The sequence below is a fragment of the Allobosea sp. UC22_33 genome (genome assembly GCF_042700715.1).
Taxonomy (GTDB): Bacteria; Pseudomonadota; Alphaproteobacteria; order Rhizobiales; family Beijerinckiaceae; genus Allobosea.
Genome location: NZ_CP170556.1, coordinates 3,537,513 through 3,563,031, shown reverse-complemented (window position 1 = coordinate 3,563,031; position 25,519 = coordinate 3,537,513). Strand labels below are relative to the sequence as shown.

Genomic DNA, 25,519 nt, shown 5'->3' with positions numbered 1-25,519 from the left:
GGACGGATGACGGCGTGAGCGGCCTGATCGAGCAGTTTGCCAAATTCGGCGCGGCGCGCCTGGCGGCCATGCTGGCCGTCACGCTGGTGCTCGTCGGCTTTTTCGGCTTCGTCATGCTCAAGATGTCCCAGCCGACGATGAGCGTACTGTTCTCGGAACTGGGGAGCCAGGACGTCAGCGCCATCCTCAAGGACCTCGACGCGCGCGGCATCAAGTACGAACTGCGCGGCGACGGCCAGACCGTGCTGGTGCCCAAGGCCGACGTGCCGCGCCTGCGCCTCGACCTTGCCAGCAAGGGCATCCCGGCCGGCGGCGGCGTCGGCTACGAGATCTTCGACAAGGGCGACGCCTTCTCCTCGACCAGCTTCGTCCAGAACATCAACCACCTTCGCGCGCTCGAAGGCGAACTCTCCCGCACCATCCGTTCGATCGGCCGCGTGCAGGCGGCGCGCGTCCATCTCGTCATCCCGGAGCGCCGCCTGTTCGAGCGCGACCGCGAGCCGCCGCGCGCCTCGATCGCGCTCAAGCTCGCGGGCGATCTCGACGCCGCGCAGGTCCGGGCCGTGCGCCATCTCGTCGCCTCGGCCGTCGACGGCCTGAAGCCGGAGCGCGTCTCGATCGTCGACGAGCGCGGCCGGCTGCTCGCCGACGGCGCCCAGACCGACCAGGGCCTGATCGGGCTCGGCATCGAGGAGCGCCAGACCGCGATCGAGAAGCGCATCAAGGGCCAGGTCGAGGATATCGTCGCCAGCGTCGTCGGCCACGGCCGGGCGCGGGTGCAGGTCTCGGCCGCGCTCGACGCCAACCGGGTCGAGAGCCGTTCCGAGAGCTACGATCCGGAAAGCCGGGTGCTGCGCTCCAGCCAGAACCGCACCGAGGCTTCGACCACGACCGAGGGCGGCAACGGCGCGGTCACTGTCGGCAATGAATTGCCGGGCGCGCAGCAGACGCAAGGCGCGCAGCAGAACCAGCGCGAGAATTCCTCGAAGAACGAGGAAGTCGCCAATTACGAGATCTCGCGCACGACCCGCACCGAGGTGCTGGAGGGCGGGCGGGTCAAGAAGCTCTCGGTCGCCGTCCTCGTCGACGGCAACTACACGCGCAGCCCGGCGGGGGAGATGTCCTACCAGCCGCGCAACAACGAGGAGCTGGAACGCATCGGCGAGCTGGTGCGCACCGCCGTCGGCTTCGACCAGGGCCGCGGCGACAAGGTCGAGGTCGTCAACCTGCGCTTCGCCGAGGCTCCGCCGCCCCCGTCCGACCTCACCGAGCAGACGCTGATGCAGCAGCTCACCTCCTTCACCAAGGAGGACCTGATCCGCTTCGCCGAGCTTGCCGTCATCTCGCTGCTCACCGTGATCGTGCTGATGACGGTGGTGCGCCCGCTGCTGAAGCAGGTGCTGGCCGCCGACAACAGCAATGTCCGGGCTATTCCTTCCTTCATGCGCAATGGGGGCATGGCGCTCGCCGGCGCGACCGGCGACCCGGCCGGAAGCGGACGGGCTGTGACGGTCGGTCCCGACGGCGATGCGCTCGCCGGGGACATGGAGCCGGCCCCCTCGGAGCGGATGCTGGCGATCGCCCAGGTCAAGGGGCAGCTCAAGGCGCAGTCCGTGGAAAAGATCGGGGCTCTGGTCTCGCAGAATCCGGCCGACTCGGTCGCGGTGCTGCGGAGCTGGATCCACGAGAAGTCTGCAGCGTGACGGGGCGCTGAGACATGGCCGAGACCCGATCCCTCGCAACGCGGAATACTGGCCTCCAAGACGCCGTCGAAGGCGGCGGCTTCGGTGTGACGACCATTGCCGAGATGACGGGCCCGCAGCGCGCCGCGGTCATTCTGCTGGTGCTGGGCGAGGAGCACGGTCGCGCGATCTGGCAGGAATTCGACGACGACGAGATCCGCATCATCACCCGCGCCATGGCTGAGCTCGGCACGGTCGACGCGGACGAGGTCGAACGACTGATGCTCGATTTCGTCGGCAAGCTTTCCAGCGCCGGCGCGGTGACGGGCTCCTTCGATCGGACGATCTCGCTCTTGGAGAAGATCCTTCCGACCGATCAGGTGGCGCTGATCATGGAGGAGATCCGCGGTCCGGCCGGCCGCAACATGTGGCAGAAGCTCGGCAACATCGATGCGGTGGTGCTCGCGAACTTCCTCAAGAACGAATATCCGCAGACCATCGCGGTGATCCTGTCGAAAATCCGGGCGGAGCATTCCGCAAACGTGCTGCGCAACCTGCCGAACGATCTCTCGATCGAAGTCGTCGGCCGCATGCTGCGGCTGGAATCGATCCAGAAGGAAGCGCTCGACCACATCGAGAACACGCTGCGCACCGAATTCGTCTCAACCCTGACGCAGACCCGCCGCCGCGATCCGCACGAGATGATGGCCGAGATCTTCAACGGCTTCGACCGGCAGACCGAGCTGCGCTTCCTCTCGGCACTGGACGCCTCGAACCAGGAAGCGGCCGAGCGCATCCGCGCCCTGATGTTCACCTTCGATGACCTCGCCAAGCTCGATCCCGCCGGATTGCAGACGCTGGTGAGCCAGGCGGACAAGAGCGTACTGTCGCGCGCGCTCAAGGGCGCCAGCCAGCCGATGCGCGACTTCTTCTTCGGCGCGATGTCGCAGCGTGCCGCCAAGAACATGCAGGACGACATGGCGAGCCTGGGCCCCTTGCGTCTCAAGGAGGTCGACGAGGCTCAGACGACGCTCGTCCAGATGACCAAGGAACTCGCCGAAAAGGGCGAGATCGTGCTGTCCAAGGGCGGTTCCGACGACGAGCTGGTGTATTGAGATGAGTTCCGCGAAGAAATTCATGTTCGGCACGGATTTTCGCGAAGGCAGCCGCAAGGCTGCCGGCGAGGCCGAGCTTGCGGCTGCCCGCGCCGAAGGCTTCCATGCCGGGCAGGAGCAGGCACACCGCGAGGCGCAGTCGCAGATCGCCGGCCTGACGGGGCAGTTCGCGCGCTCGGCCGAACGGCTTTTCGCGCAGGAGGCGGCACGTACCGCCGCAATCGAGGAGCATGCGGCCCATGTCGCGATCGTGACGGCCAAGGCGCTGGCCGGGGCGGCGTTGGCGGAAAAGCCGCTGGCCTCGCTGGCGGGAGCCATCCGCGAATGTCTGAGCCATGCCCGCACGGCGCCGCATCTCGTGCTGCGCGTGCATGAGAGCGTGGTCGAGGCGGCCGAGGAACTGGTTCGCAAGCTCGCAGCCGAACATGGCTTCGCCGGCAAGCTGATCGTGCTCGGGCAATCCGACATCATGCCCGGCGACGGGCGCATCGAATGGGCTGAGGGCGGCTTCGTCCTCGACAGCCAGCAACTCACGGCTCTGGTCGAGCAGGCGGTCGCCCGCGTGTTCGATCCTGGCCATGCCGAACCATGAAGGTCTGAGCTATGAGCACGGAGAACGATCTCAACCTGCCGCCGCTGAACCAGGCCGACCTGTCCTTTGATCAGGGCGAGATGTCGGTCGCGCGTTCGGGCCCGGTTCCGGTCAAGACGGCGGAGGATCTCGAACAGGTCTTCGACGTGCCGGTCACGGTGTCCGCCGTGCTCGGCTCCTCGAAGGTTGCGGTCGGCGACCTGCTCCAGATCGTGCCGGGCGCCGTGATCGAACTCGACCGACGCGTCGGCGAAGCCATCGACATCTTCGTCAACGAGCGGCTCGTCGCGCGCGGGGAGGTCGTCGTGGTCGAGGACCGGCTCGGCGTGACCATGACGGAAATCATCAAGGCGGACCGGTGAGAGCCGGCCCCGCCATCGCGACAAAGAACAGAAGGACCTGAGCCATGCGCCTCATTATCGCCGGCGGTCTCAAGGGACAGATCATCGCAGCCGCCAAGATCGCCATGTCCCGCGGCGCGGCCGTGACGCATACCGAAAGCCTGGACCAGACGCTCGCCGTGCTGCGGGCCAAGGGCGCCGATCTCCTCATGATCGATGTCGTCCAGCCGATCGCGGCCTATGTCGCGGCGCTGGAGGCCGAGCGCATCCGCACGCCGATCGTCGCCTGCGGCACCTCGACCGATACGCGCGCCGCCGTCGCCGCGATCCAGGCCGGTGCCAGGGAATATGTGCCGCTGCCGCCCGACCCGGATCTGATCGCAGCGGTGCTCGAGGCGGTCGCCGCCGACCAGTCCAACCTGATCTGGCGCGACCCGGCGATGGAGCGCGTCGTGCAGCTCGCCACGCAGATCGCGCGTTCCGAAGCTCCGGTGCTGGTCACCGGCGAGAGCGGCACCGGCAAGGAGGTGATCGCGCGGCATCTGCACCAGAAATCCGGCCGCAAGGATCGTCCCTTCGTCGCGGTGAATTGCGCGGCGATCCCCGACAACCTGCTCGAATCCGAGTTGTTCGGCCATGAGAAGGGCGCCTTCACCGGCGCCATCGCGCGGCGCATCGGCAAGTTCGAGGAGGCCAATGGCGGCACGCTGCTGCTCGACGAAATCTCGGAGATGGATGTCCGCCTGCAGGCGAAGCTCCTGCGCGCGCTGCAGGAGCGCATGATCGACCGCGTCGGCGGCACGCAGCCGGTCAAGGTCGATATCCGCATCATCGCGACCTCGAACCGCAACCTCACCGAGGCCGTGCGCGAGGGCTCTTTCCGCGAAGACCTGTTCTATCGGCTCAATGTCGTGCATCTGCGCCTGCCGGCGCTGCGCGAGCGGCCAGCCGACATCCTGGTGCTGGCCGATCATTTCGCCAGGAAATATGCGGATTTGAACGGGTTGCCGCCGCGGCCGATCGCGGCCGATGCGCGCAAGCTGCTGCTCGCCAACGCCTGGCGCGGCAATGTCCGCGAACTGGAAAACACGATGCACCGGGCGGTGCTGCTGGCAAGCGGGCCGGAGATCGCCGCCACGGCGGTGCTCAGCCCGGAAGGCGAGGCACTATCACCCGCGCCCTCGCGCGACCCCGCGGCACGGGCGGCCCAGACCGCCGAGGCGATGACGCGTTCGCTGGTCGGGCACACGGTCGCCGATGTCGAGCGTGAGCTGATCCTCGATACGCTCGATCACTGCCTCGGCAACCGGACGCATGCGGCCAAGATTCTGGGAATCTCGATCCGCACGCTGCGCAACAAGCTCAGCGAGTACACCTCGTCCGGCATCACCGTGGCCGAGCCGGGTCAGACCCGCATCAGCGCGGCCTGACCCCCGCACCCGTCAATAATAGCGCCTGCGGTAGTAGCGCGGGCGGGCGTAATAGCGCGGCCGGTAGTAGTAGCGCGGACGCGCATAATAGCGGGGGCGCGCATAGTAGCGCGGCCGGCGGTAGTAATAGTACTGGCTGAATTCGGCGTCGGTCTTGTCCAGCGCCTCCTTCATCTCGGCGGTCACGGCTTCCTCGCCCTTGTTGGGCTCGGCGTCCGGCACCGGTACCAGCTTGGGCTGGGCCGCTTCGGCGGCGGCGATGCCGCCCATGCCGGCAGCGGCAAAACCACCGACCAGTGTCATCAGGAATGAGCGTCTGTCCACGACGGCCTCCAGGCTGTTGTCACCACATCTCCGACGGCATTCCTAGGCGAGGAATGCCAGCATGGAATAATGCATTTAGATGATGCTTTGTTCCATCCGGGCGGATTTCGCGCGCTATGGTTACGCGCGCCTCCCGTTCAATCGACCGCGTTGAGCGGCCGTGCCACGCTTTCCAACGGCTGACGCTCGGAGCGGATCGCGAAACGTGCCGCGATGATCGCAGCCGCCAGCATCAGGAATGCCCCCAGCACGTAGCCGCCGAAGACGCTGCCGCGCGAGCCGGTGTCGATCAGGATACCGAAGAGCCAGGGGCCGGCAATGCCGCCCGCGCCGGTGCCGACCGCGTAGAACATCGCGATGGCGAGCGCCCGCATCTCGACCGGAAAGGTTTCGGAGACGGTGAGATAGGCCGAGCTCGCCGCGGCCGAGGCGAAGAAGAACACGACGCTCCAGCACAAGGTGAGCTGCGAGGCGGTGAGCCAGTCCTTCCAGAAGAGATAGCCGGTCCCGGTCAGCAGCAGGCCCGACAGGGCATAGGTCGCGGCGATCATGACGCGCCGGCCGAGCGTATCGAACAACCGGCCGATCAGGAGGGGCCCGAGGAAATTGCCGGCGGCGAAGGGCAGGATGAACCAGCCGATGTTCTGCGAGGGCACGGCGTAGAAATCGGTCAGGATCAGCGCGTAGGTGAAGAAGATCGCGTTGTAGAAGAAGGCCTGCGACAGCATCAGCGCCAAGCCCACCAGCGCGCGCTCGCGATGGGCGACGAAGAGCACGTGGAAGACCTCGCCGAGCGGCGTCGCGGCGCGCGGCCGCAGGCGGGTCACGGGCAGGACCTCGTCGGCCGGCGGGACGAAACCGGCGCGGCGCTCGATATCGGCGACGATGGCGGCGGCGCGCTCGGGCTGGCCGTGGCTGATCAGCCAGCGCGGGCTCTCCGGAATCCATTGCCGCATGAACAGGATGATCGGTCCGAGCGCGGCGCCGATGAAGAAGGCGAGGCGCCAGCCGTATTCCGGATCGATTCGGGCGGGATCGAGCAGGACGATCGAGCCGAGCGCGCCGAGCGCCGCGCCGATCCAGAACGAGCCGTTGATGACGAGATCGGTCCAGCCGCGCACGCGGGCCGGGACGAGTTCCTGGATGGTCGAATTGATCGCGGTGTATTCGCCGCCGATGCCCATGCCCGTGAGGAAGCGGAAGAGGATGAAACTCGCAACGTTCCAGGAGAAGGCGGTGGCGGCCGCGGCGGTGAGATAGACGAGCACCGTGATCGTGAAGAGCTTCTTGCGCCCGAGCCGATCGGTGAGCCAGCCGAAGAAGACCGCGCCCAGCACCGCGCCGGCGATATAGGCCGCACCCGCGAGTCCGATTTCGGTATTGGTGAATTTGAGGGCCGGGCTTTGCTTGAGGGCGCCCGAGACGGAGCCGGCAAGCGTGACCTCCAGCCCGTCGAGAATCCAGGTGATGCCGAGCGCGACGACCACGAGCGTGTGGAAGCGCGACCAGGGCAGGCGGTCGAGCCGGGCGGGCACGTCGGTTTCGATCGTGCCGTTCTGCTGGTTGCCCGGCGCTGTCATGCCGGAGGTCCCCCGATTGCGGATGGCGAATGAAAAGGCCGGCACCGCGAGGTGCCGGCCCGGAACAGGTCAGCGGACCCAGTAGACCCGGCCGTTGCGGACCACGCGCCGCGGGCGGCGATGATAGACGCGCGGCGGGGGCGGACGGCGGTGGCGCGGGTGGCCGCGGTAGTACTGGGTAAATTCGGCATTGGTTTCGTCGAGGCCGGCCTTGAGCGCGGGATCGATGTCCCCCGTCTTGGGTTCGACAGGCACAGGGGCCGTTTCGATCAGGCTCTTGGCCATGGCGGCGCCGCCGATTCCGGCAACCGCGAGGCCGCCGACAAGGCTCGTCAGGAAGGAACGTCGATTCAAGATGACCTCCAATATCGTCGGGATCCGGCCAAATTCAGCCATCCCTGTGCCGAGTGAGGCCGCCGAATGCGGCCATAACGCGGCGTTTTGACAACCAGCCGTTCATCGGATGGTTCCGGGAGGGTATTAATCCGCTTCTTAACAATTCGTTCACCATACGCCCGGCAAGAATTGCCGAGCTGCGCCCTAGTTCGGGGCGCGCAGGCGTGGGGCGGAACGGTCGATGACCGATGTAACGGCAGGGCAGGGCAAAGGGTTCGCCATCCCCGATCGCGGGGCGCTCGGAAAGCTGCTCAACCGTCCGGACCTGTTCCTCGCCATCGGCGTCATGGGCATCCTTGTGGTGCTCGTCTTCCCGATGCCGGCGATCCTGCTCGACCTGTTGCTGGCGCTGTCGATCATCGTATCGGTGCTGGTGCTGATGACCGCGCTCTTCATCGAGGAGCCGTTGGAATTCTCGGCCTTCCCGACCGTGCTGCTGATCGTCACCATGTTCCGGCTGGCGCTGAACCTCGCCTCGACGCGCCTGATCCTCGCCCATGGCCATGAGGGCACCGCGGCGGCCGGCCATGTCATCGAGGCCTTCGCCGGCTTCGTAATGAGCGGCAATTTCGTGATCGGCGTGATCGTCTTCACGATCCTGATCATCGTGAACTTCGTCGTCATCACAAAGGGCTCGGGCCGTATCGCCGAAGTGGCGGCACGCTTCAGCCTCGATGCCATGCCGGGCAAGCAGATGGCGATCGACGCCGACCTGTCCGCCGGCCTGATCGACCAGGAGACCGCCAAGGTCCGCCGCAGGGCGTTGGAGGACGAGTCCTCCTTCTTCGGTTCGATGGACGGTGCCTCGAAATTCGTGCGCGGCGACGCCATCGCGGGCCTGCTGATCACCTTCATCAACGTGCTCGGCGGCATCGTCATCGGCGTTGCGCAGCAGGGCTTGAGCTTCGGCCAGGCGGCGACGAACTACACGCTGCTCACCGTGGGCGACGGCCTCGTCAGCCAGGTTCCGGCGCTGATCGTCTCGACCGCGGCCGGCCTGCTCGTCTCGAAATCCGGCGTGCGCGGCGCGGCTGACAAGGCGCTCGGCCAGCAGCTCTCGGGCTATCCCAAGGCGCTCGGCATGTCGGCGGCGGTGATGCTGCTGATCGCGCTGCTGCCGGGCATCCCGATGCTGCCCTTCCTGCTGCTGGCAGGCGGCGCCGGCTACCTCGCCTATCGTTTCGGCAAGGCTGCCAAGGCCCGTGAGGCTGAAGCGGGTGCGCTCGATCCGGCGCAGGCGGGCGGCGCGCTCTCGGCGGACGGCACGCCGCGCGAGGAGACGCTGAACGACCTCCTCAAGATGGACGAGCTCAAGATCGAGATCGGTTACGGACTCTTGCCGCTGGTCAATGCGCCGAGCGGCCAGGATCGCCTGACCGACCAGGTCCGGGCGCTGCGCCGCCAGCTCGCGGCCGAGCTCGGCTTCGTGATGCCGGCGGTGCGCATCGTCGACAACGTCCAGCTCGAGGCGAACCACTATTTCATCAAGATCAAGGAGATCGATGCCGGGCAGGGCATCGTCTATGCCGGCCAGTACATGGCGATGGACCCGATGGGCGGGGCGGTCAACCTGCCGGGCCACAACGTGCTGGAGCCGACCTTCGGCCTGCCGGCGACCTGGATCGACGCGGCGCTGCAGGACGAGGCGCAGCTGCGCGGCTACACCGTGGTCGATGCCGCGACCGTGATCTCGACGCATCTCACCGAGGTGCTGAAATCGAACATGCCGGAGTTGCTCTCGCATTCCGAGGTGCAGAAGCTGTTGCGCGAACTGCCGAAGGACCATGCCGATCTCGTCAAGGAGATCGTGCCGAGCCAGATCTCGACCACCGGCATCCAGCGCGTGCTGCAGCTCCTGCTCTCCGAGCGCATCTCGATCCGCGACCTGCCGACGATCATCGAAGGGATCGCCGAGGTCTCGGCGAGCGTGCGCAGCCCGCGCGAGATCGCCGAGCATGTCCGCGCCCGGCTCGCCCGCCAGATCTGCGCGCAGTTCTCGAACATGCAGGGCGTGCTGCCGATCATTACGCTGTCGCCGGCCTGGGAGAGCGTCTTCGCCGAGTCGATCATCGGCCAGGGCGAGGACCGCCACCTCGCCATGCAGCCCTCGCGGCTGCAGGAATTCGTGCATCACGTCCGCGACAAGTTCGAGGATGCGGCGCGCATCGGCGAGATGCCGGCGCTGGTCACCTCGGCGATGGCGCGGCCCTTCGCCCGCCAGATCATCGAACGCTTCCGCCGGGAGACACCGGTGCTGTCGCAGGCGGAGATCCATCCGCGCGTGCGCCTCAAGACGGTGGGAAGCGTCTGAGGCCGCCTTGCCTCCGGTTTCCACGGGGGCGCGATGCCTGCGGCGCAATGGTCAGCGTCACAGGCTGCGGCTAAGCCGACATCATGTCGCGCAATGCCGCCCTCTTCGCCGTGATGTGCCTCGCCTGGGGCCTGACCTGGATGCCGATGAAAATCGGCTCGATGCATGTGCCGCCGGTCTTCCTGGCGGCGGCGCGTTTCTCGATCGCCGGCGTGCTGATGCTGCTCTGGGCCGGGCGCGACGTGTTCAAGGTGCCGAGCGGGGCCTGGCCGCGCCTGATCGGCACGGCGCTTCTGCTCAATACCGCCAATTACACGCTGCTGTTCTGGGGCACGGCGCATGCGCCGACCGGCCTGGCGGCCATCGTCAATTTCGCGACGATTCCGATCTACACGCTGTTGGCAAGCCGGGCGATCGAGGGCGTGCGCATCGACGGACGCAAGCTCGTGGCGATTGCGCTGGGCACCGTGGGCCTGGGTTTCCTGTTCGCGACGCGGGCTATGGGAGGGCTCTCGGCTGCGCAAGGCGACCCGATGGAGATGGCTGGGCTCGCGGCGGTGGCGGCCGGTACGCTGTTCTACTGCGTCGGCGCGGTGCTTTCCCGGCCGATCGCGGGGACAATGCCGACGCTGGCGCTGGCCGGCTGGCAGACGCTGATCGGCGGCATTGGATTGACGGTCGTATCGCTTGCGCTGGAGCCGGTCGGCTTGGCCGATCTCCGCAAGCTGGCGAGCTGGCCGGTGCTGCCGGCGGTGGCGTTCCTGATCGTCGGCGGCTCGCTGATGGGCTTCACCATCTATATGCGGCTGCTGCGCGACTGGGGCGCGTTCCGGGCAGGGCTCTATGCTTTCGTCAGCCCGGCCATCGCGGTCACGGTCGGCGTCGTCGCGCTCAGTGAGCCCTTCGGCTGGTCGGAAGCCATCGGCGCGCTGCTGATGTTCGGCGCGGCGGCGATCGCGCTCAAGCGTTAGCGCGTTATTGCCGAGCTGACCCGGGAATTTCGATCAGGATGGAGCGCCGGAGCCTCTCTCGTCATGAGATGCTCGGGGCAAGCCCGAACATGACGAAGCGTTCCTACGGCGGCGGGGCGATGCGGGTGCTGCGCTTGAGCTGCGCCCGCTCGAAGGCGAGCACGATCGGCAGCGAGAAGACCAGCGGCAGGATGAGATAGAACATCCGCCAGACCAGCAGCGCGGCGAAGACCGCCGGCGCCGGAACGCCCGGCATCACCGCGAGGAAGACAGCCTCCATCACGCCGACGCCGCCCGGGACCTGGCTGAGCAGACCGGCTGAGAACGAGAGCAGGAAGGCGCCGAGCACGATCAGGAAGCCCGGATTGCCCTGGTCCGGCAGCGCGAAATAGATGATGCCGGCCGCGCCCGCGAGCTCCAGCGGCGCCGCGAGATACTGCCTGATGACGATCGGCAGCCGCGGATAGATGATCTCGAACTTGCCGATCTTGAGGGGCTTGAAGCGCAGCCACGAGCCGATCGTGTAGAGCGCCACGAAGGCGAGCATGCCCACGCCGATCCAGCGGGCGGTGCTGTCGGTGATCGCGAACCATTTCGACATCCGCTCGAGCGGATGCAGGATCTGCGGCTCGTAGATGAGCACGAGCCCCATCAGGAAGATCGTGCCGAAGGCGAAGGTGAAGGAGCAGAGCGCGACGAGGACCGCGACCTCGGCCGCTGTCAAACCCTTCGCCGTATAGGCCCGGTAGCGCACCATGCCGCCAGAGAAGACCGAGGCGCCGATATTATGGGAGAGCGCATAGGTCACGAAGGAGCAAAGCGAGATGTAGAGCCAGGAAATGCCCTTCTGCTTGCCGAGATGGATCAGCGCGATGCGGTCGTACCAGGCGAGCGCGGCATAGGCGACCAGCGTCGCGAGCGCTGCATGGAAGAAGGCCTCGGGCGGGATCACCGCGATCTTGTGGCCGATGCGGTGGGCGATGATCTTGATGCTCTGCCAGAGCCCGGCATCGGCGAGCAGCGCCTCGATCGTAGCGTCCGAGCCGGCCTCGGCCTTGAGCTTGTCCCAGAGCAGTTCGACGGACCAGATGACCGCGACGAGCCCGATGATCGGCCAGAGATAGTCGAGATAGCGTTTCATGAAAGGCCGCGGGCTCGAAACAAGATGGTGACGGTCGGGGGCCCACGTCGTCACCGCTGCGGCGCGAACCTTTCCCCTCTGTGCCAGTGGGGACGGGCGAGGGCAAGCGCCTGAGCTTGCTCGCCCTCGCCCAAGGTCAGGGGCGTGAAGTGGCGGTCACTTGCCGTTCTTCTTCAGCCAGTCCCGCATCATCGCGACTTCCTTCTCCTGGTCGCGGATGACGTCCTCGGCGAGCTTGCGGATTTCCGGGTCCTTGCCGTGGGCGAGGACGATTCTGGCCATGTCGATCGCGCCCTGATGGTGCGGGATCATGCCACGGACGAAATCGGCATCGGCATCGCCGGAATAGGGGATGTCCATGTCCTTGTGCATCTTCGTATTGGCGTCGCGATAGGCCTTGGTCGAGGCGCTGTCGCCGGGCTTGGCGGCTGCAGCGGCACCGTGGCCGGCATGACCGCCATGGGATTGCTGAGCCTGGGCCGCGCCGGCAAGCAGGCCGGCGGCGAGAAGGGTCGCCAGGGCGATGGCGGTGCGTTTCATGTCGTCTCGTCCTCGATCGGGCGTGAAGGCGGATCGCGCCTGCGCCGGCGCTTCGATCCATCGTGATGTCCGGCCGGGGAGGCGGGACGGGGCGCGATGCCGTGACGCCGGGCATGCATCGGCATGCGGTGATCTTTCGACCCCGATCATGTCATGATCGCGGCAGATTCCCCACGAGCCGCCGAACAGCCCTTCATGACCCAGAGCCTGACCATCACCCTGACCGGAACGACCGACCTGCCGCCCGGCAAGATCGCGACGATCGTGACCTCGCTGGAGATGTTCGAACGGCCGCCGGAGCGGCCCGACACGGCCGGGACCGAAGGCTTCTCGCTCGACGCGATCGGCCGCTCCGATGTCGAGCGCTATCTTGCCGTCTACCGGCTGCTCGGCGAGCGCTGGATGTGGTTCAGCCGCCTGATCAAGCCGCGGGCCGAAATCGAGGCGATCCTCGCGAACCCGGCGGTGGATTTCTACGCGGTTCGCTTCGACGGGCGCGATGTCGGCCTGCTCGAACTGGATTTCCGCGTGACGGGCGAAGGCGAGCTCGCCTTCTTCGGGCTGGACGAGGCCGTGGTCGGGAAGGGCGCCGGCCGCTGGCTGATGAACCGGGCGCTTGCGCTCGCCTGGGCCAAGCCGATCGCGCGCTTCTGGGTGCATACCTGCACGCTCGACCACCCCGCCGCGCTCGCCTTCTACCAGCGCTCGGGCTTCACGGTGTTCAAGCGCGGGGTCGAGGTCGATGACGATCCGCGCCTCACCGGCAAGCTGCGGCGCGACTCCGTCGAGCACCATCCCGTCATCGCATGAAAAAGGGCGGCGCCCTGAGGACGCCGCCCTTTTGTCTGAACTCTTGAAACCGGCTCAGGCGCGCGAGCGCAGCCCGATCGCGTCCATGGTGGCCTGGTCGCGGGCGGCTTCCGCCGCGCGCTCCGATGCACGCTCGCGATCGTCGAGAATCTCGACCTTCTTCATGTCCTCGAAGGCTTCCTGCAATTCGGCCTTGGCCTCGTCGAGCTGGCCCTTTAGGTTGTCGGCCGACTGGCGCAGGTTGTCGCGGCGGCCGAGCGCGGCCTTGGCATAGGTCGGATAGGCGAAATGGGCGGGGTCCGCGATGCCGGCACGGGATTCCTCGGCCTGGATCTCGCGATCGAGATCTCCAGCCATCCGGTGAAAATCGGCGATCATCATCTCGATCTGGCTTACCCGGCGACGCTTTTCGTCAACCTGGAAGCGCTTGAGCCGAAGAAGCGTCTCTCGCGACTTCATGTCGTTTTCAACTCCTGATTACGCATCGGCGCTGCCGACCCCTCGGCGCGCGCCAGAACTCCATCCGCGAGACGAGGAGCAACATGGCGCAAGGAGGTTGACCTTTCCTTACCGGGACGGGCTGCCTTTGACGCATGATCCGCCCGCGTCACGGCTGCTGCCATCGGCTGTCGGGATGATCTAGTGAGTGAGGGTGCACGGCCGTTTGGCCGATTTGCCCCTGCGGATGTCCTGTCTTGGCTGCCTCTTCTCGTTTCGGCGGGCACGGCCCCCTGCTTTGCGGCCTTGCGCTGACCCGCATCATCGGCTGGGGCTCGACCTTCTATTCGCCTTCGGTGCTGGTCGGTGCGCTCGACCGCGAGATCGGGCTCAATGCCGAGATCGTCTTCGGCGGCATCACCATCCTGCTGATCACAGGCGCGCTGGTCGCCCCCGCGATCGGGCGCATCCTCGACCGCGAGGGCACGCGCCGTTCGATGTGCATCGGCGCAGTGATCTGTGCGCTCGGGCTCGGCGTGCTGTCGCTGGCGCAGGGGCCGGTGAGCTATCTCGCGAGCTGGTTCGTGATCGGGCTCGGCCACGCGATGTCGCTGGCCAATACCGGCAATGTCACGATCTCGCAGTTGATGGGCGAGCGGACGCGGCGCGTGATCGGCCTGATGATGCTTGTCACGGGGCTCGCCTCCAGCGTGTTCTGGCCCCTGACCGCGGTGTTGATGAACGCCTTCGGCTGGCGGGCGACATTGCTCGTCTTCGCGGCGATGCAGCTCGTCATCGTGCTGCCGATCTATGCGGCGATCCCGCGCTACCGCCGCGCTGCCGCGCCGGCGGCCGCTTCGGCGACCGTTCAGGGGGCTGCATCAGCAGGCGAGCATGGCAGCGTGCCGGTGCAGGCGCGGCGGGCGGCGTTCTGGCTGGTGGCGCTTGCCTTCTCAGCCAGCGGACTCGTCTCCTGGGGATTGCCGCTGCATCTGATCAGCCTGTTCCAGGAGGCCGGACTGACACAGGCCCAGGCGGTCTGGATCGCGACGCTGAGCGGCCCGGCGACGCTCGCGGCGCGCGCCATCGACGCGACGCTCGGCGAGCGCCTGCCGGCCGAGAAGGTCGCGCTGTTCGGCCTGCTGCTGGGGCCGGTCCTGTGCCTGGCGCTGCCCTTCGTCACGATGACGGTCACGGCGGCGGCGATCTTCATCGTGCTGTTCAGCGCGGCGCTCGGCGTGATCTCGATCGCGCGGGCGACGCTGCCGCTGGCGCTCTTCGGGCGCAATGGCTTCGCGACCATGCTCGGCAAGCTCACCGTGCCGCAGAACATGACCTTCGCCGCCGCGCCGCTGCTCTTCGCGGTGATGGTCGAGCGGCTCGGCGCCAGCCCGACGCTGATGATCTCGGCTGCGATTCAGGCGATCGGCTTCGCGGCGATGTTCGCGCTGGTGCGGATGGTGGCGCGGGGCTGAGACCCGTCAGATCCGGGCGAGCAGCGCCGCGATGGCGAGCGCGGCGGGCAGGGCCTGGATATAGAGAAATCTTGCCGGCTGGCCGTCGCCGCGCCAAAGAGTCCGGCGACGAGGACGCAAGCCAGGAAGAACAGCTTGATCGCGAAGCCGCCCTCGCCAAGCCAGAGCCCCCAGGCGAGGCCCGCGACGAGGAAGCCGTTATAGAGCCCCTGATTGGCGGCGAGCACCTTCGAACGCGCGGCGAATTCCGGCGTGAGCCCGAAGGCCTTGTGGCCGCGCGGGGTGTCCCACCAGACCATCTCCAGAATGACGATGTAGACGTGGATGAGGGCGACGAGGCCGATCAGGAGTGCTGCGATCATCGGTCGGACATCCTGCGGTGCGAGGTATCGGCGAACATCAGACGGTCCCGCTCATGATGGCGGCCAGGCGCGCGTAGCATTCATGGAGCGGCGTCGCGTCGTCCTTGGCCTGCTTGAGGAAGGCTTCGAGCGCGGGATGGAGACGGATCGCCTCGTCGACCTCGGCCGAGGCGCCTTGGCGATAGGCGCCGAGCCGAATCAATTCCTCCATGTCGGCATAGGTCGCCAGCGTCGAGCGCGCCTTCTGCACCACCGGGTAATAGGCCGGGTCGCAGGAGCGCGGCATGGTTCGCGAAACCGATTTCAGGATGTTGACGGCGGGATAGCGCCCGCGTTCGGCGATCGAGCGCTCCATCACGATATGGCCGTCGAGGATGCCGCGCACCGCGTCGGCGACGGGCTCGTCATGGTCGCCGCCATCGACCAGCACGGTGAAGAGGCCGGTGATCGCGCCGTCGCCGGTGCCGGGGCCGGCGCGTTCGAGCAGGCGCGGCAGTTCGGCGAAGACAGTCGGGGTGTAGCCCTTGGTGGTCGGCGGCTCGCCGGCGGCGAGCCCGATCTCGCGCATCGCCATGGCGAAGCGGGTCACCGAATCCATCAGGCACATCACCTGCAGGCCGCGATCGCGGAAATATTCGGCTAGCGTCAGCGTGGTCAGCGCCGCCTGCTTGCGCATCAGCGCCGGCTCGTCGGAGGTCGCGACGACGACGATCGAGCGGGCGAGACCCTGCGGCCCGAGGTCTTCCTGGAGAAACTCCTGCACCTCGCGGCCGCGCTCGCCGACGAGGCCGATGATGTTGACGTCGGCCTGCGCATAGCGGGCCAGCATCGAGAGCAGCACGGACTTGCCGACGCCGGAGCCGGCGAAGATGCCCATGCGCTGGCCGATGCAGCAGGTCAGGAACGTATTCAGCGCGCGCACGCCGAGATCGAGCGGTCGGCCGACGCGGCGGCGCTTGTGGGCGTTTGGGGGATCGTTGCGATAGGCGAAGAGCGTGTCGCCCTGCGGCAAGGGCGGGCCGCCATCGACGGGGCGGCCGAGCGCATCGACGACGCGGCCGAGCCAGGCCGGCGTGGGGCGCAGGCCCGGCTGGGCCCGGTCGACATGGACGGGGCAGCCCCGGCGGACGCCGTCCAGTCCGCCGAAGGGCATGACCAGCGCCTTGTCGCCGGAGAAGCCGACGACCTCGCAGGGAACGCGTGTGCCGGGCGCGATCTCGATGCCGACGCGCCCGCCCAGGCTCATCGTGCCGATCGGCCCGGCGACCTCGACGAGCAGGCCGCGCACGCCGATGACGCGGCCATAGATCGTCACGCCCTCGATATGCTCGATGGCGGTCGCCAAAGCGGAAAGGCGGTCATGGCCGTGGGAGGGGGAATTCATCGCGATGATTCAACTTCGCCGGCGGCATGAGGGCAACCGAATTCGCGGCCGGCCGGACCTGTGGATGATTTGGTAAGGGTTCCTAACAAATTGCGCTCATTTACCAGCTGTTAAGCTCTGTGATTAACACTACGGATTGAGGCTGCCGCGTGTCGCAGAGCCATTACGGCTCTGTTTCCCGATGCAAGCCTTCGCGAAAGGCGCTTTCGCGGCCGAGAAGTTCATCGATCCGTGTCAAATTCGACTCACCTCGACAAGGATCGTTCACTTTCTCCGAGGAAGCGCTTGCGCTCGGGAATCACGGTTTGTTAACCAGTTTCCTCGTAGCGTGTCGCGTGGCGTTTCATTGGGCAAGTGCGTCGTCGTCCGGGGCCGAACGGTCCGGGCGGAAACAACGGTCAAACCTGCCCTGCGGGCGAAATTGGGGACGTGGACATGCGGGTTCTGCTGATCGAGGACGATAGCGCGACCGCTCAAAGCATCGAGCTCATGCTCAAATCGGAGAGCTTCAACGTCTATACGACGGACCTCGGCGAAGAGGGCGTCGATCTCGGCAAGCTCTACGATTACGACATCATCCTGCTCGACCTGAACCTCCCCGACATGTCGGGTTACGAGGTTCTGCGCTCACTGCGCGTCGCCAAGGTCAAGACGCCGATCCTGATCCTCTCCGGCCTCGCCGGCATCGAGGACAAGGTGAAGGGCCTCGGCTTCGGCGCCGACGATTATCTCACCAAGCCGTTCCACAAGGACGAGCTGGTCGCCCGCATCCATGCGATCGTGCGTCGCTCGAAGGGCCACGCCCAGTCGGTCATCACCACCGGCGACCTCGTCGTCAATCTCGATACCAAGACGGTCGAGGTCGATGCCGCCCGCGTGCACCTGACCGGCAAGGAATACCAGATGCTGGAGCTGCTCTCGCTCCGCAAGGGCACGACGCTCACCAAGGAGATGTTCCTCAACCATCTCTATGGCGGCATGGATGAACCCGAGCTCAAGATCATCGACGTCTTCATCTGCAAGCTGCGCAAGAAGCTCGCCAATGCGTCGGACGGCAAGAACTACATCGAGACCGTCTGGGGCCGCGGCTATGTGCTGCGCGAGCCGTCCGATGTCGAGGAACGCATCCCGGCCTGACGCATTTCCGTCGCCCGCCCGTCATCGGGCGGTCATGAAGCGACGCCATACCAGTTCTTGACCTGATCGTCGGATGTACACGACAGGTCGACGGGGACCCCGCCGAGAGGTGGGGTTTTTGTTTGTGCGTTGATCTTTGCCGACGGCCGGGCCGCGGGCGTTGCGTCGAAGCGGGGCCGGATCAGCCCCGCATCCCCGCGGCGATGCCGGGGCGCGGCCGGAGGCCGGACGCAGGGGAGGCGGTGAGCGGGGCCGCCATCGCGGCGTGTCGGTAGAGGCCGCGGTGCTGCGGATCGCAGATCAGCTTCGTCGCCAGTCCGAGCACCGTTTCAGCGGCGCCGAGCACGAAGGCGCCGTCGGGCACCAGGCGCGGCGTCAGCAGGTCCAACACTTTCACCTTGGTCGGCACGTCGAAATAAATCAGGACGTTGCGGCAGAAGATCACGTCGAAGCGGCTGAACTGATCGTTGCGCTCCAGCAGGTTGTGCTGCTTGAACGTGACCATCGAGCGGATGCGCTGCGAGACCTGCCACTTGTCGCCGACCTGCTGGAAATGCTTCAGCAGCATCTGGATCGGCAGGCCGCGCTGGATTTCGAACTGGCTGTAGATGCCGGCGCGGGCCTTCTCCAGGATTTCCGCGGAGATGTCGGTTCCCAGGATCTCGATCTTCCAGCCGGCGAGCCGCTCGCCGAGTTCATCGAGCAGCATGGCAAGCGAATAGGCTTCCTGGCCGCTGGAGACGGCTGCGCACCAGATCCGCAGCGAGCGGCTGCCGGCGTTGGCGGCGAGCCGCTCGGGCAGGATGACGTCGCGGAACAGGTTGAACGGCGTCTGGTCGCGGAAGAACAGCGTCTCGTTGGTGGTCATGGCATCGACCACGGCGTTTTCCAGGGCCGCGTCGCGGGAGAGCCTGAGCTGGCGGACGAGCGCTTCGAGATCGGCGATGCCGCGCCGGCGGCAGAGGATGCCGAGCCGGCTTTCGGCGAGATAGCGCTTATCGGCGGTCAGCGACAGGCCGGAACGCTGCTGCAGCAGCAGGCGCAGGAAGGAGAAATCGGCCTCGGTCATGCCGTTTGCACCCCGCGCACGAGGCAGCGGATCGAGGCGCCGATCTCGTCGAGCGCGATGACGGTGCTGGCATTGCGCGCGCGCACGACCGAGCCGGGCATGCCCCAGATCGTGCTGCTCGGCTCGTCCTGGGCGATGACCGCGGCGCCGGCCTTGCGCAGGGCGCCTGCGCCATCGGTGCCGTCGCTGCCCATGCCGGTGAGGACGAGGCCGATCGCGGCCGCACCGAGATGGCGGGCGGCATCGCCGAACAGCACGTCGACGGCCGGGCGGCAGAAATTGACCGGGGGCTCGTCGCCGATGCGCGCGACGATATGACCGAGCCGGCGGTCGATGCCGAGATGGCGGCCGCCGGGCGCGATATAGACGGTGCCACGCATCAGGCGCTCGCCGTCGAAGGGCTCGCGTGCGGGAACACCGATATGGTTGGCGACCTGCTCGGCGAAGGAGGCGGTGAAAAGCGGCGGCATGTGCTGGACGACGATCGTCGTGAGGTCGTTGAGGCCCTCGCCGATGTCGAACAGCACCTTGGCGACGGCGCGGGGCCCGCCGGTCGAGGCGCCGATCACGAGATAGCGCGGCATCACCGAGACGAGCGGGCGCAGGTTCGCCGGCCCGGCATGCGGCAGGTCGGTGTCGATCTCGGGCGGCAGCGCGCCGGGCTTGACCGGCGTCTGGACGATATTGCCGAGCTTGAGCAGGAATTCGCTGCGGAAATCGAGCGACAGGGTCATGCCGCTGCGGCTGTCCGGCTTGGAGACCACGTCCATCGCGCCGCGCGTCATGCATTCCAGCGCGATGCGGGTATTGCGCTCGTTCAGGGTCGCGGCGAGCAGGACGCCCGTGTTCGGGCTTTCCCTGAGAATCTGGGGCAGGGCGGCGGCGCCATCCACGCCGGGCATGTCGAGGTCGAGCACCATCACGTCGGGCTTGAAGCGCGTGGCGTGGGCGACCGCGGTCTCGCCGTCGCCGGCGACCGCGACCACGTGGAAATTGCCGGCCTCGCCGAGCCAGCGCGCGAAGAGCCCGCGCACGACGACGGAATCATCGGCGATCACCACGGTCTTGTGCCGCGCTGCGGAGCTTGCGGGAATCGCGCGAGGAGACAACATCGGTCTGTTTCTCACTGGGCCGGCGGTAGGGGTGAAGGCACCCCGAAAAAGAGTCCTCCGATGCGCAGACGCACCGGAGGGCACGCGCTCAGAGCAGTCCGACCTGATGGAATTTCGAAGCCACGATCTCCTTGTCGAAGGGCTTCATGATGTATTCGTCGGCGCCGGCATGCATGGCGCGCGCGATATGGGCGATGTCGTTCTCGGTGGTGCAGAACACGACCTTCGGGCGCTTGCCGCCCGGCATCTGGCGCAGCGTGCGCAGGAATTCGTAGCCGTCCATGATCGGCATGTTCCAGTCGAGCAGGACGGCGTCCGGCATCTCGCCCTTGCAGGCGTCGATGGCGCGCGCGCCGTCCTCGGCCTCGGCGATGCGGAACTGCAATCCTTCGAGGATGCGGCGGGCGACCTTGCGGATCACCGCTGAGTCGTCGACGACGAGGCAGTATTTCATGACTTTGTCTCCAGAACTGTGGCGCCGCCGTCAGGCCGCGCTGCGAAGGTCGAGATCGAGAACGGCGTCGAGGTCGAGGACGACGAGCAATTCGTCGGCCAGGCGGTGGATGCCCGTCGCCAAGGCCGTCCAGACGCGATCGAGATGGACAGGAAGCGGCTCGAAGGTGGAGCGGTCGAGCCGGATCACCTCGCCGACCGCGTCGACGATGAGCGCATAGGCCTCGCCGTCATGGTCGATGCCGATCGCCGTCAATTCCTGGCGGCCCTGGCCGTCGAGCTTGAATTCGACCGGGCGCCCGAGCCGCTTGCGCAGGCAGATCGCGGTGACGATGCGGCCGCGCAGGTTGATCAGCCCGACGATCTCGTCGGGCGCGCGCGGGACGACGGTGATGCGGTTGGTGATGAACACGTCCTGGACGCGGCCGATCGGCAGGCCGAGGAGCTGCTCGCCGACGCGGATGGTCACATAGTCGAGCGAGTCGCCGAAACCGGGCGCGGCGGGGACCTGTGGTTCGCTCGATGTCATGCCGCATGCCTCAGATCGGCGCCAGCCGCGTTGAGCTCGCTCAGCAGGGCGCGGCGGTCGAATTTCGCGATGACGTCGTCGAGACCGGCCTGGACCGCCCGCATGTGCAGGTCGGGCGTGGCGCAGGTGGTGAGGCCGAGGATGCGCAGGCGCTCGCCCTTGGCGCGCTCGCGCAGCAGGGCGGCAAAGGCGAAGGCAGCGTCGCTGTCGCGGTCAAGGTCGAGCAACGCCGTCAGGATCGGCTCGCCGGCGGCGGCCAGCGCCGCCTCGCTGAAATCGGCAATCGGAGCGATGATCCGGCCGGACGCCCTCAGCACCGGGCTCAGCATGTCGCGCAGGAAGTCGGACGGCTCGACCAGCAGGACCCGGCCGGGAAGCGCGGCATTGCGGCCGGCCGCGAACCAGCCGGGCTCGTTCAGCGGCAGGTAATGCGCGAGGTCGAGGACATCGGTGGCGCGGCCGCGGATCATGGCCGAGCCGATGATGCCGCGCGCGTCGGCTGCCGCCATCTCGAGCTCGAAGGTCTCCTCGACGATGTCGACGATCGCCTCCACGGCGAGCGCCACGGTGAGATCGCCGTTCGAGACGATGACGAGCGGCTGGATGCCCTCGGAGCGCAATTGCGTGCCGGCGACCGGCGTCACCGGCACGAGGCGGCCGCGGTAATGCAGCAGCGTGCGGCCGCCGCTGCGCTGGAACTCGCCGGCCTCGATCTCCTCCAACCGCGTCACCAGCGACAGGGGCAGGGCCTGCAGGCTCCCGGCGCCGGCCCTGAAGACGAGCATGGTCGTGCGTTCGCCCCGGTGCACCTGGGCTGCGGCCTCGCGCGGTTGCTCCTCGGCGTCCTCGGACGTCGTCGCGCCGACCAGACGGGCGACGCCGTTGGGATCGACGATAAGGACGACGGTGCCGTCGCCCAGGATGGTGTTGCCGGAAAACAGGTGGATGTGACGAAGCTTGCTCGACATCGGCTTCACCACGATTTCCTCGGTGTGGAAGACGCTGTCGACGAGGATGCCGAACTGCCGCTCGCCGATCTGGGTGACGACGATGAAGCCCTCGCCATCCGCCCGCCGGGCGGTTTCCCGGCCCGGGCTGGCCATGAGCCCCGGCAGCGAGACGATCGGCAGGAGGCGCCCGCGCAGCCGCAGCACCGGGGCGCCGTTGATCTCTTCGATGCGGTTGTCGTCGCCGGCCTTGGCCCGGACGAGCTCGCGCACCGCGATCTGGGGGATGGCGTAGCGATCCTCGCCGGCGACCACGATCAGTGCCGAGATGATCGCCAGCGTGAGGGGGATCTTGATGGTGATGGTCGTGCCGAGGCCGGGGCGGCTGGCGACATCGACCGTGCCGCCGATCGAATCGACATTGGCCTTGACGACATCCATGCCGACGCCGCGGCCGGAGACAGCGGTGACGCTGTCGGCGGTCGAGAAGCCGGGATGGAAGATGAAGCGGCTGATCTGCGCATCGCTGAGCTTGTCGAGCTCGGCTTCGGTGGCGAGGCCCTTGGCGATGGCCTTGCCGCGGATGCGCTCGATATCGAGGCCGCGGCCGTCATCGGCGATCGAGATGGTGACCGAGCCGCCTTCGTGATAGGCGGCGAGCCGGATCGTGCCGTGCTCGGGCTTGCCGGCCTCGCGCCGGTCTGCCGGCAATTCGATCGCATGGTCGGCGCAATTGCGGACCATGTGAATCAGCGGATCCTTGATCAGGTCGAGGATCTGCCGGTCGAGTTCCGTCTCGGCGCCGTCCGTCAGCAACTCGATGCGCTTGCCGAGTTCGGCGCTGAGATCGCGCACGATGCGCGGCAGCTTCGACCAGGCGTTGCCGATCGGTTGCATCCGCGTCTTCATCACGCCGTCCTGGAGTTCGGCGGTGATCAGCGACAGGCGCTGGAGCGGAGCCTTGAGCCCGGCATCCTCCTGCCGGCGGGCGACTTCGAGGAGCTGGTTGCGGGTCAGCACGAGCTCCGAGACCATCGTCATCAGATGCTCGATCGTGTCGACATTGACCCGCAAGGTAACCGGACCGCCGCCGCGGGACGGATTTTGGGAATCCTCAGTGGGGACGACGGCTTCGCGGGCTTCGATGCGGCCATCGCGCCCGCGCTGCGGACCGGGCGCACTGCGGAAGACGATATCCTCGGCGCTTGCGGGGGCCGGGGCGGGCTGGCCGTGGCGGGCGAGATAGGCCGCGACGGGGTCGAGCGACGCGTCCGTCGGAGCCTGCTGCTTCAGTTCGCCCTTGGCGTGCTCGGCAAGGGCGAACAGCTCCCCGATCAGGGTCTCGTCATTGCCCTCAGGCTCCTGCCCCTTCTCGGCGAGCTCGGCCAGGATGTCCTTGATCCGGTCGATGGTTTCCAGGATCGCGGTGACGGCGATGGAATTGACGGTGGCACCGTCGCGGAACTGCCCGATCACCGACTCCGCGGCATGGGTCAGCGCTTCCAGCCGTGGCAGGCCGATGAAGCCGCAGGTGCCCTTGACGGTGTGAACCAGCCGAAAAATGTTCCGCAGGATGTCGCGGTCGTTGGGGTCCTGCTCGAAGCGAACGAGTTCCCGATCGACCGTGTCGAGATTCTCGCCGGTCTCCGTCAGGAACTCTTGCAGCAACTCGTCCATGCAGGAACTTCACTCAACGCGGAATGCTGCAGGAACTAAAGCAGGAGAACGGTTTATGATCGGTTGAGATCGTGCCTCGACCGATAACGATCGTTCAGGCTGCCTTGGTGGCCTTGATCGTCACCGTATCGCCGTCGATCGCGAAGGTGATGCCCATCCCGGCGGCGCGCGCGACCATGCCGGTATAAAGCGGCTGGACGGCATGGGCGTCGATCGTACCGGTCTCCGAGCGCCCGGCGAGAAGCTCCTCGACATGCGCGGGGATACGGGCATGCGAGCCGGTCGCCGTAATGTCGAACGTGCCCTGCTCGCCCTCGACCGTGGCGCGGGAGACGAGCTTGCCGCCACGCGGCACGGCCTGCGTCGCGATGACCAGGAGGTTGAGCAGCAGCTTGACCTGGTTCTTCGGCAGCAGCGCGCGCGGCGCGTCCCAGTCGAGCGAGAGCTTCTCGTCGTTGAGGAAGCCGTTGGCGACGTTGCCGGCATCGCCGAGATCGATCATCGCGCCGGCCGAACCGGCCGCACCGAAGGCGAGGCGAGCGAATTGCAACCGGGCCGAAGCGGCCCGTGCGCTCTTCTTGATCAGCTCCAGCGCGAAATCGCGCATCGACGGATCGTCCTCCTCCAGAACCTCGAGAGCGTTGACAATCGCACCGACCGGGCTGATCACGTCGTGGCAGACGCGGCTGCAGAGAAGCGCAGCCAGATCGAGCGGCTCGAGCGAGATGGCGGTCATGGGGGTGAGGTCCTGATAACGGAGAAGCGCCGGATTGAGGCGTCGTTATCGCTTGATATGCTGCTATCTTGGTTTTCATGTGGTTAATCGCCATATCGGGGGCGATTACGGGAAGGATGGGCCGCGATGATCGGCCATGACGATCCCCGCCTGCGCGATCGCGACGGGCTGGGGCGCAAACTGGCGGAAGCTGCCGGCTTGAGTGCCGCCGTCCTGCTGGCGAAGCGGGCGGCGCGCGACGTGACGCTCAAGAGCGACGGTTCGCCGGTCTGCTCTGCCGACCTTGCAGCCGACCACGCCGCCAAGGAGGCGCTGGCGCGCCTCTTGCCCGGCTTTCCGATCGTCAGCGAGGAGACCGCGCAGAACGCTGCGCCGGGCGCCATCTTCATCCTGCTCGACCCGCTCGACGGCACGCGCGAGTTCCTCGCGGGCGGTGACAGCTATTGCGTCGCGATCGCGGTGGTGAGCGATGGCCGGCCGATCGCTGGCGCGATTGCGGCCCCCGCGACCGGGCGGCTCTGGTTCTCCGGCACCCAGGCTTATGTGCAGGATTTCGGCCCCGACGGCGTCCTTCAGGGCGAGGCACGGCGAACGAGCGTCCGCGCCGTTCCAGGTGAGGGGCCGGTCGCACTGGTCAGCCGCTTCCATGGCGATGGCCGCAGCGACGGCATCGCGGCGGCGATGTGCTGCAGCAAGGGCATTCCGGTCTCGTCGGCGGTGAAGTTCGGCATGATCGCGTCGGGCGAGGCGGATATCCACGTCCGCTGCGGGCAGACGATGGAATGGGACATCGCGGCGGGGGATGCCATCCTCTCTGCGGCCGGCGGGATCGTTCTGACGCTCGACGGCTCCTTGCCGGATTACGGCCGTAGCGAGCGGCAGTTCCGCAATCCGCCCTTCGTCGCGGCCTCGAGCGAAGCGTTGGCACGGCAGGCCATCGCCGGCGATTGCGGCGGCTAGACCGCAA

Annotated in this window: 24 protein-coding genes and 1 pseudogene; 11 read left to right on the top strand and 14 right to left on the bottom strand. The window is 67.1% G+C overall.

Annotation, left to right across the window (positions count from 1 at the left end; all coding sequences use genetic code 11):
• Window positions 1-14: 14 nt before the first annotated feature.
• From fliF to ACFJGT_RS17225, 5 genes are all read left to right on the top strand, one after another.
• Window positions 15-1,703: a flagellar basal-body MS-ring/collar protein FliF gene (gene fliF / locus ACFJGT_RS17245; protein ID WP_377840054.1), complete on the top strand. Its 1,689-nt coding sequence runs from the start codon at window positions 15-17 to the stop codon at window positions 1,701-1,703.
• A 104-nt stretch (window positions 1,704-1,807) separates the two neighbouring features.
• Entirely contained in the window at window positions 1,808-2,797 is a 990-nt protein-coding gene (gene fliG / locus ACFJGT_RS17240) for a flagellar motor switch protein FliG (protein WP_377849005.1), read from the top strand.
• A 1-nt stretch (window position 2,798) separates the two neighbouring features.
• Complete coding sequence (locus ACFJGT_RS17235) at window positions 2,799-3,389, top strand: flagellar assembly protein FliH (protein ID WP_377840052.1); 591 nt, start codon at window positions 2,799-2,801, stop codon at window positions 3,387-3,389.
• 11 nt (window positions 3,390-3,400) lie between these two features.
• The gene (fliN, locus tag ACFJGT_RS17230) at window positions 3,401-3,751 is read left to right on the top strand and encodes a flagellar motor switch protein FliN (protein WP_377840050.1); all 351 of its coding nucleotides are present in this window, start codon (window positions 3,401-3,403) and stop codon (window positions 3,749-3,751) included.
• Window positions 3,752-3,795: 44 nt separating this feature from the next.
• Complete coding sequence (locus ACFJGT_RS17225) at window positions 3,796-5,160, top strand: sigma-54 interaction domain-containing protein (protein ID WP_377840048.1); 1,365 nt, start codon at window positions 3,796-3,798, stop codon at window positions 5,158-5,160.
• A 12-nt stretch (window positions 5,161-5,172) separates the two neighbouring features.
• On the opposite strand, the gene ACFJGT_RS17220 is transcribed toward ACFJGT_RS17225, so the two are convergent.
• The 3 genes from ACFJGT_RS17220 to ACFJGT_RS17210 form a co-directional block, all read right to left on the bottom strand.
• Entirely contained in the window at window positions 5,173-5,484 is a 312-nt protein-coding gene (locus ACFJGT_RS17220) for a hypothetical protein (protein WP_377840045.1), read from the bottom strand.
• A gap of 137 nt (window positions 5,485-5,621) precedes the next feature.
• Window positions 5,622-7,064, bottom strand: a complete 1,443-nt coding sequence (locus ACFJGT_RS17215) for an MFS transporter (RefSeq protein ID WP_377840043.1) — start codon at window positions 7,062-7,064, stop codon at window positions 5,622-5,624.
• Window positions 7,065-7,133: 69 nt separating this feature from the next.
• Complete coding sequence (locus ACFJGT_RS17210) at window positions 7,134-7,418, bottom strand: hypothetical protein (protein ID WP_377840040.1); 285 nt, start codon at window positions 7,416-7,418, stop codon at window positions 7,134-7,136.
• Between the two features lie 223 nt (window positions 7,419-7,641).
• Between ACFJGT_RS17210 and flhA the strand changes: the two genes are divergently transcribed.
• Window positions 7,642-9,771 carry a flagellar biosynthesis protein FlhA gene (gene flhA, locus ACFJGT_RS17205; RefSeq protein ID WP_377840038.1) on the top strand — a complete coding sequence of 710 codons (2,130 nt, stop codon included), beginning with the start codon at window positions 7,642-7,644 and terminating at the stop codon, window positions 9,769-9,771.
• An 83-nt stretch (window positions 9,772-9,854) separates the two neighbouring features.
• On the top strand, window positions 9,855-10,742 hold the full coding sequence (locus tag ACFJGT_RS17200; RefSeq protein ID WP_377840036.1) for a DMT family transporter: 888 nt from the start codon (window positions 9,855-9,857) through the stop codon (window positions 10,740-10,742).
• Window positions 10,743-10,845: 103 nt separating this feature from the next.
• Here the strand turns inward: ACFJGT_RS17200 and ACFJGT_RS17195 are convergent, their stop codons facing one another.
• Both ACFJGT_RS17195 and ACFJGT_RS17190 read right to left on the bottom strand, forming a co-directional pair.
• Window positions 10,846-11,883 carry a YbhN family protein gene (locus ACFJGT_RS17195; RefSeq protein ID WP_377840032.1) on the bottom strand — a complete coding sequence of 346 codons (1,038 nt, stop codon included), beginning with the start codon at window positions 11,881-11,883 and terminating at the stop codon, window positions 10,846-10,848.
• Between the two features lie 156 nt (window positions 11,884-12,039).
• Window positions 12,040-12,423, bottom strand: coding sequence for a DUF305 domain-containing protein (locus ACFJGT_RS17190; RefSeq protein WP_377840030.1), 384 nt, complete (start codon window positions 12,421-12,423; stop codon window positions 12,040-12,042).
• Between the two features lie 195 nt (window positions 12,424-12,618).
• Here ACFJGT_RS17190 and ACFJGT_RS17185 point away from each other — a divergent pair, with 195 nt between their 5' ends.
• Window positions 12,619-13,233, top strand: a complete 615-nt coding sequence (locus ACFJGT_RS17185) for a GNAT family N-acetyltransferase (protein WP_377840027.1) — start codon at window positions 12,619-12,621, stop codon at window positions 13,231-13,233.
• Window positions 13,234-13,287: 54 nt separating this feature from the next.
• Here ACFJGT_RS17185 and fliJ read toward each other — a convergent pair whose 3' ends face one another.
• Window positions 13,288-13,692 (bottom strand): flagellar export protein FliJ, encoded by a 405-nt coding sequence (gene fliJ / locus ACFJGT_RS17180; RefSeq protein ID WP_061969585.1) that lies wholly within the window; start codon window positions 13,690-13,692, stop codon window positions 13,288-13,290.
• Window positions 13,693-13,928: 236 nt separating this feature from the next.
• Between fliJ and ACFJGT_RS17175 the strand changes: the two genes are divergently transcribed.
• Entirely contained in the window at window positions 13,929-15,146 is a 1,218-nt protein-coding gene (locus tag ACFJGT_RS17175; RefSeq protein ID WP_377840021.1) for an MFS transporter, read from the top strand.
• A gap of 6 nt (window positions 15,147-15,152) precedes the next feature.
• On the opposite strand, the pseudogene ACFJGT_RS17170 reads toward ACFJGT_RS17175, so the two are convergent.
• Both ACFJGT_RS17170 and fliI read right to left on the bottom strand, forming a co-directional pair.
• Window positions 15,153-15,508: pseudogene (locus ACFJGT_RS17170) on the bottom strand (DUF1304 domain-containing protein).
• 37 nt (window positions 15,509-15,545) lie between these two features.
• On the bottom strand, window positions 15,546-16,892 hold the full coding sequence (fliI, locus tag ACFJGT_RS17165; protein WP_377840018.1) for a flagellar protein export ATPase FliI: 1,347 nt from the start codon (window positions 16,890-16,892) through the stop codon (window positions 15,546-15,548).
• 435 nt (window positions 16,893-17,327) lie between these two features.
• On the opposite strand from fliI, the gene ctrA reads away from it, so the two are divergent.
• Window positions 17,328-18,029 (top strand): response regulator transcription factor CtrA, encoded by a 702-nt coding sequence (gene ctrA / locus ACFJGT_RS17160; protein ID WP_038359314.1) that lies wholly within the window; start codon window positions 17,328-17,330, stop codon window positions 18,027-18,029.
• A gap of 181 nt (window positions 18,030-18,210) precedes the next feature.
• On the opposite strand, the gene ACFJGT_RS17155 is transcribed toward ctrA, so the two are convergent.
• The 6 genes from ACFJGT_RS17155 to chpT all read right to left on the bottom strand — a co-directional run bounded on the left by ACFJGT_RS17155 (window position 18,211) and on the right by chpT (window position 24,552).
• Window positions 18,211-19,098, bottom strand: a complete 888-nt coding sequence (locus ACFJGT_RS17155; RefSeq protein WP_377840014.1) for a CheR family methyltransferase — start codon at window positions 19,096-19,098, stop codon at window positions 18,211-18,213.
• Entirely contained in the window at window positions 19,095-20,210 is a 1,116-nt protein-coding gene (cheB, locus tag ACFJGT_RS17150; protein ID WP_377840012.1) for a chemotaxis-specific protein-glutamate methyltransferase CheB, read from the bottom strand. The genes ACFJGT_RS17155 and cheB overlap by 4 nt, the downstream gene beginning before the upstream one ends.
• Before the next feature lie 88 nt (window positions 20,211-20,298).
• Window positions 20,299-20,664: a PleD family two-component system response regulator gene (locus ACFJGT_RS17145; protein WP_038359309.1), complete on the bottom strand. Its 366-nt coding sequence runs from the start codon at window positions 20,662-20,664 to the stop codon at window positions 20,299-20,301.
• A 30-nt stretch (window positions 20,665-20,694) separates the two neighbouring features.
• On the bottom strand, window positions 20,695-21,192 hold the full coding sequence (locus ACFJGT_RS17140) for a chemotaxis protein CheW (RefSeq protein ID WP_377840009.1): 498 nt from the start codon (window positions 21,190-21,192) through the stop codon (window positions 20,695-20,697).
• Window positions 21,189-23,816: a chemotaxis protein CheW gene (locus tag ACFJGT_RS17135; RefSeq protein WP_377840007.1), complete on the bottom strand. Its 2,628-nt coding sequence runs from the start codon at window positions 23,814-23,816 to the stop codon at window positions 21,189-21,191. Before ACFJGT_RS17135 ends, ACFJGT_RS17140 begins: the two co-directional genes overlap by 4 nt.
• A gap of 94 nt (window positions 23,817-23,910) precedes the next feature.
• On the bottom strand, window positions 23,911-24,552 hold the full coding sequence (chpT, locus tag ACFJGT_RS17130; protein ID WP_377840004.1) for a histidine phosphotransferase ChpT: 642 nt from the start codon (window positions 24,550-24,552) through the stop codon (window positions 23,911-23,913).
• A gap of 126 nt (window positions 24,553-24,678) precedes the next feature.
• Here chpT and ACFJGT_RS17125 point away from each other — a divergent pair, with 126 nt between their 5' ends.
• Window positions 24,679-25,512 (top strand): 3'(2'),5'-bisphosphate nucleotidase CysQ, encoded by an 834-nt coding sequence (locus tag ACFJGT_RS17125; protein ID WP_377840001.1) that lies wholly within the window; start codon window positions 24,679-24,681, stop codon window positions 25,510-25,512.
• Window positions 25,513-25,519: the final 7 nt, after the last annotated feature.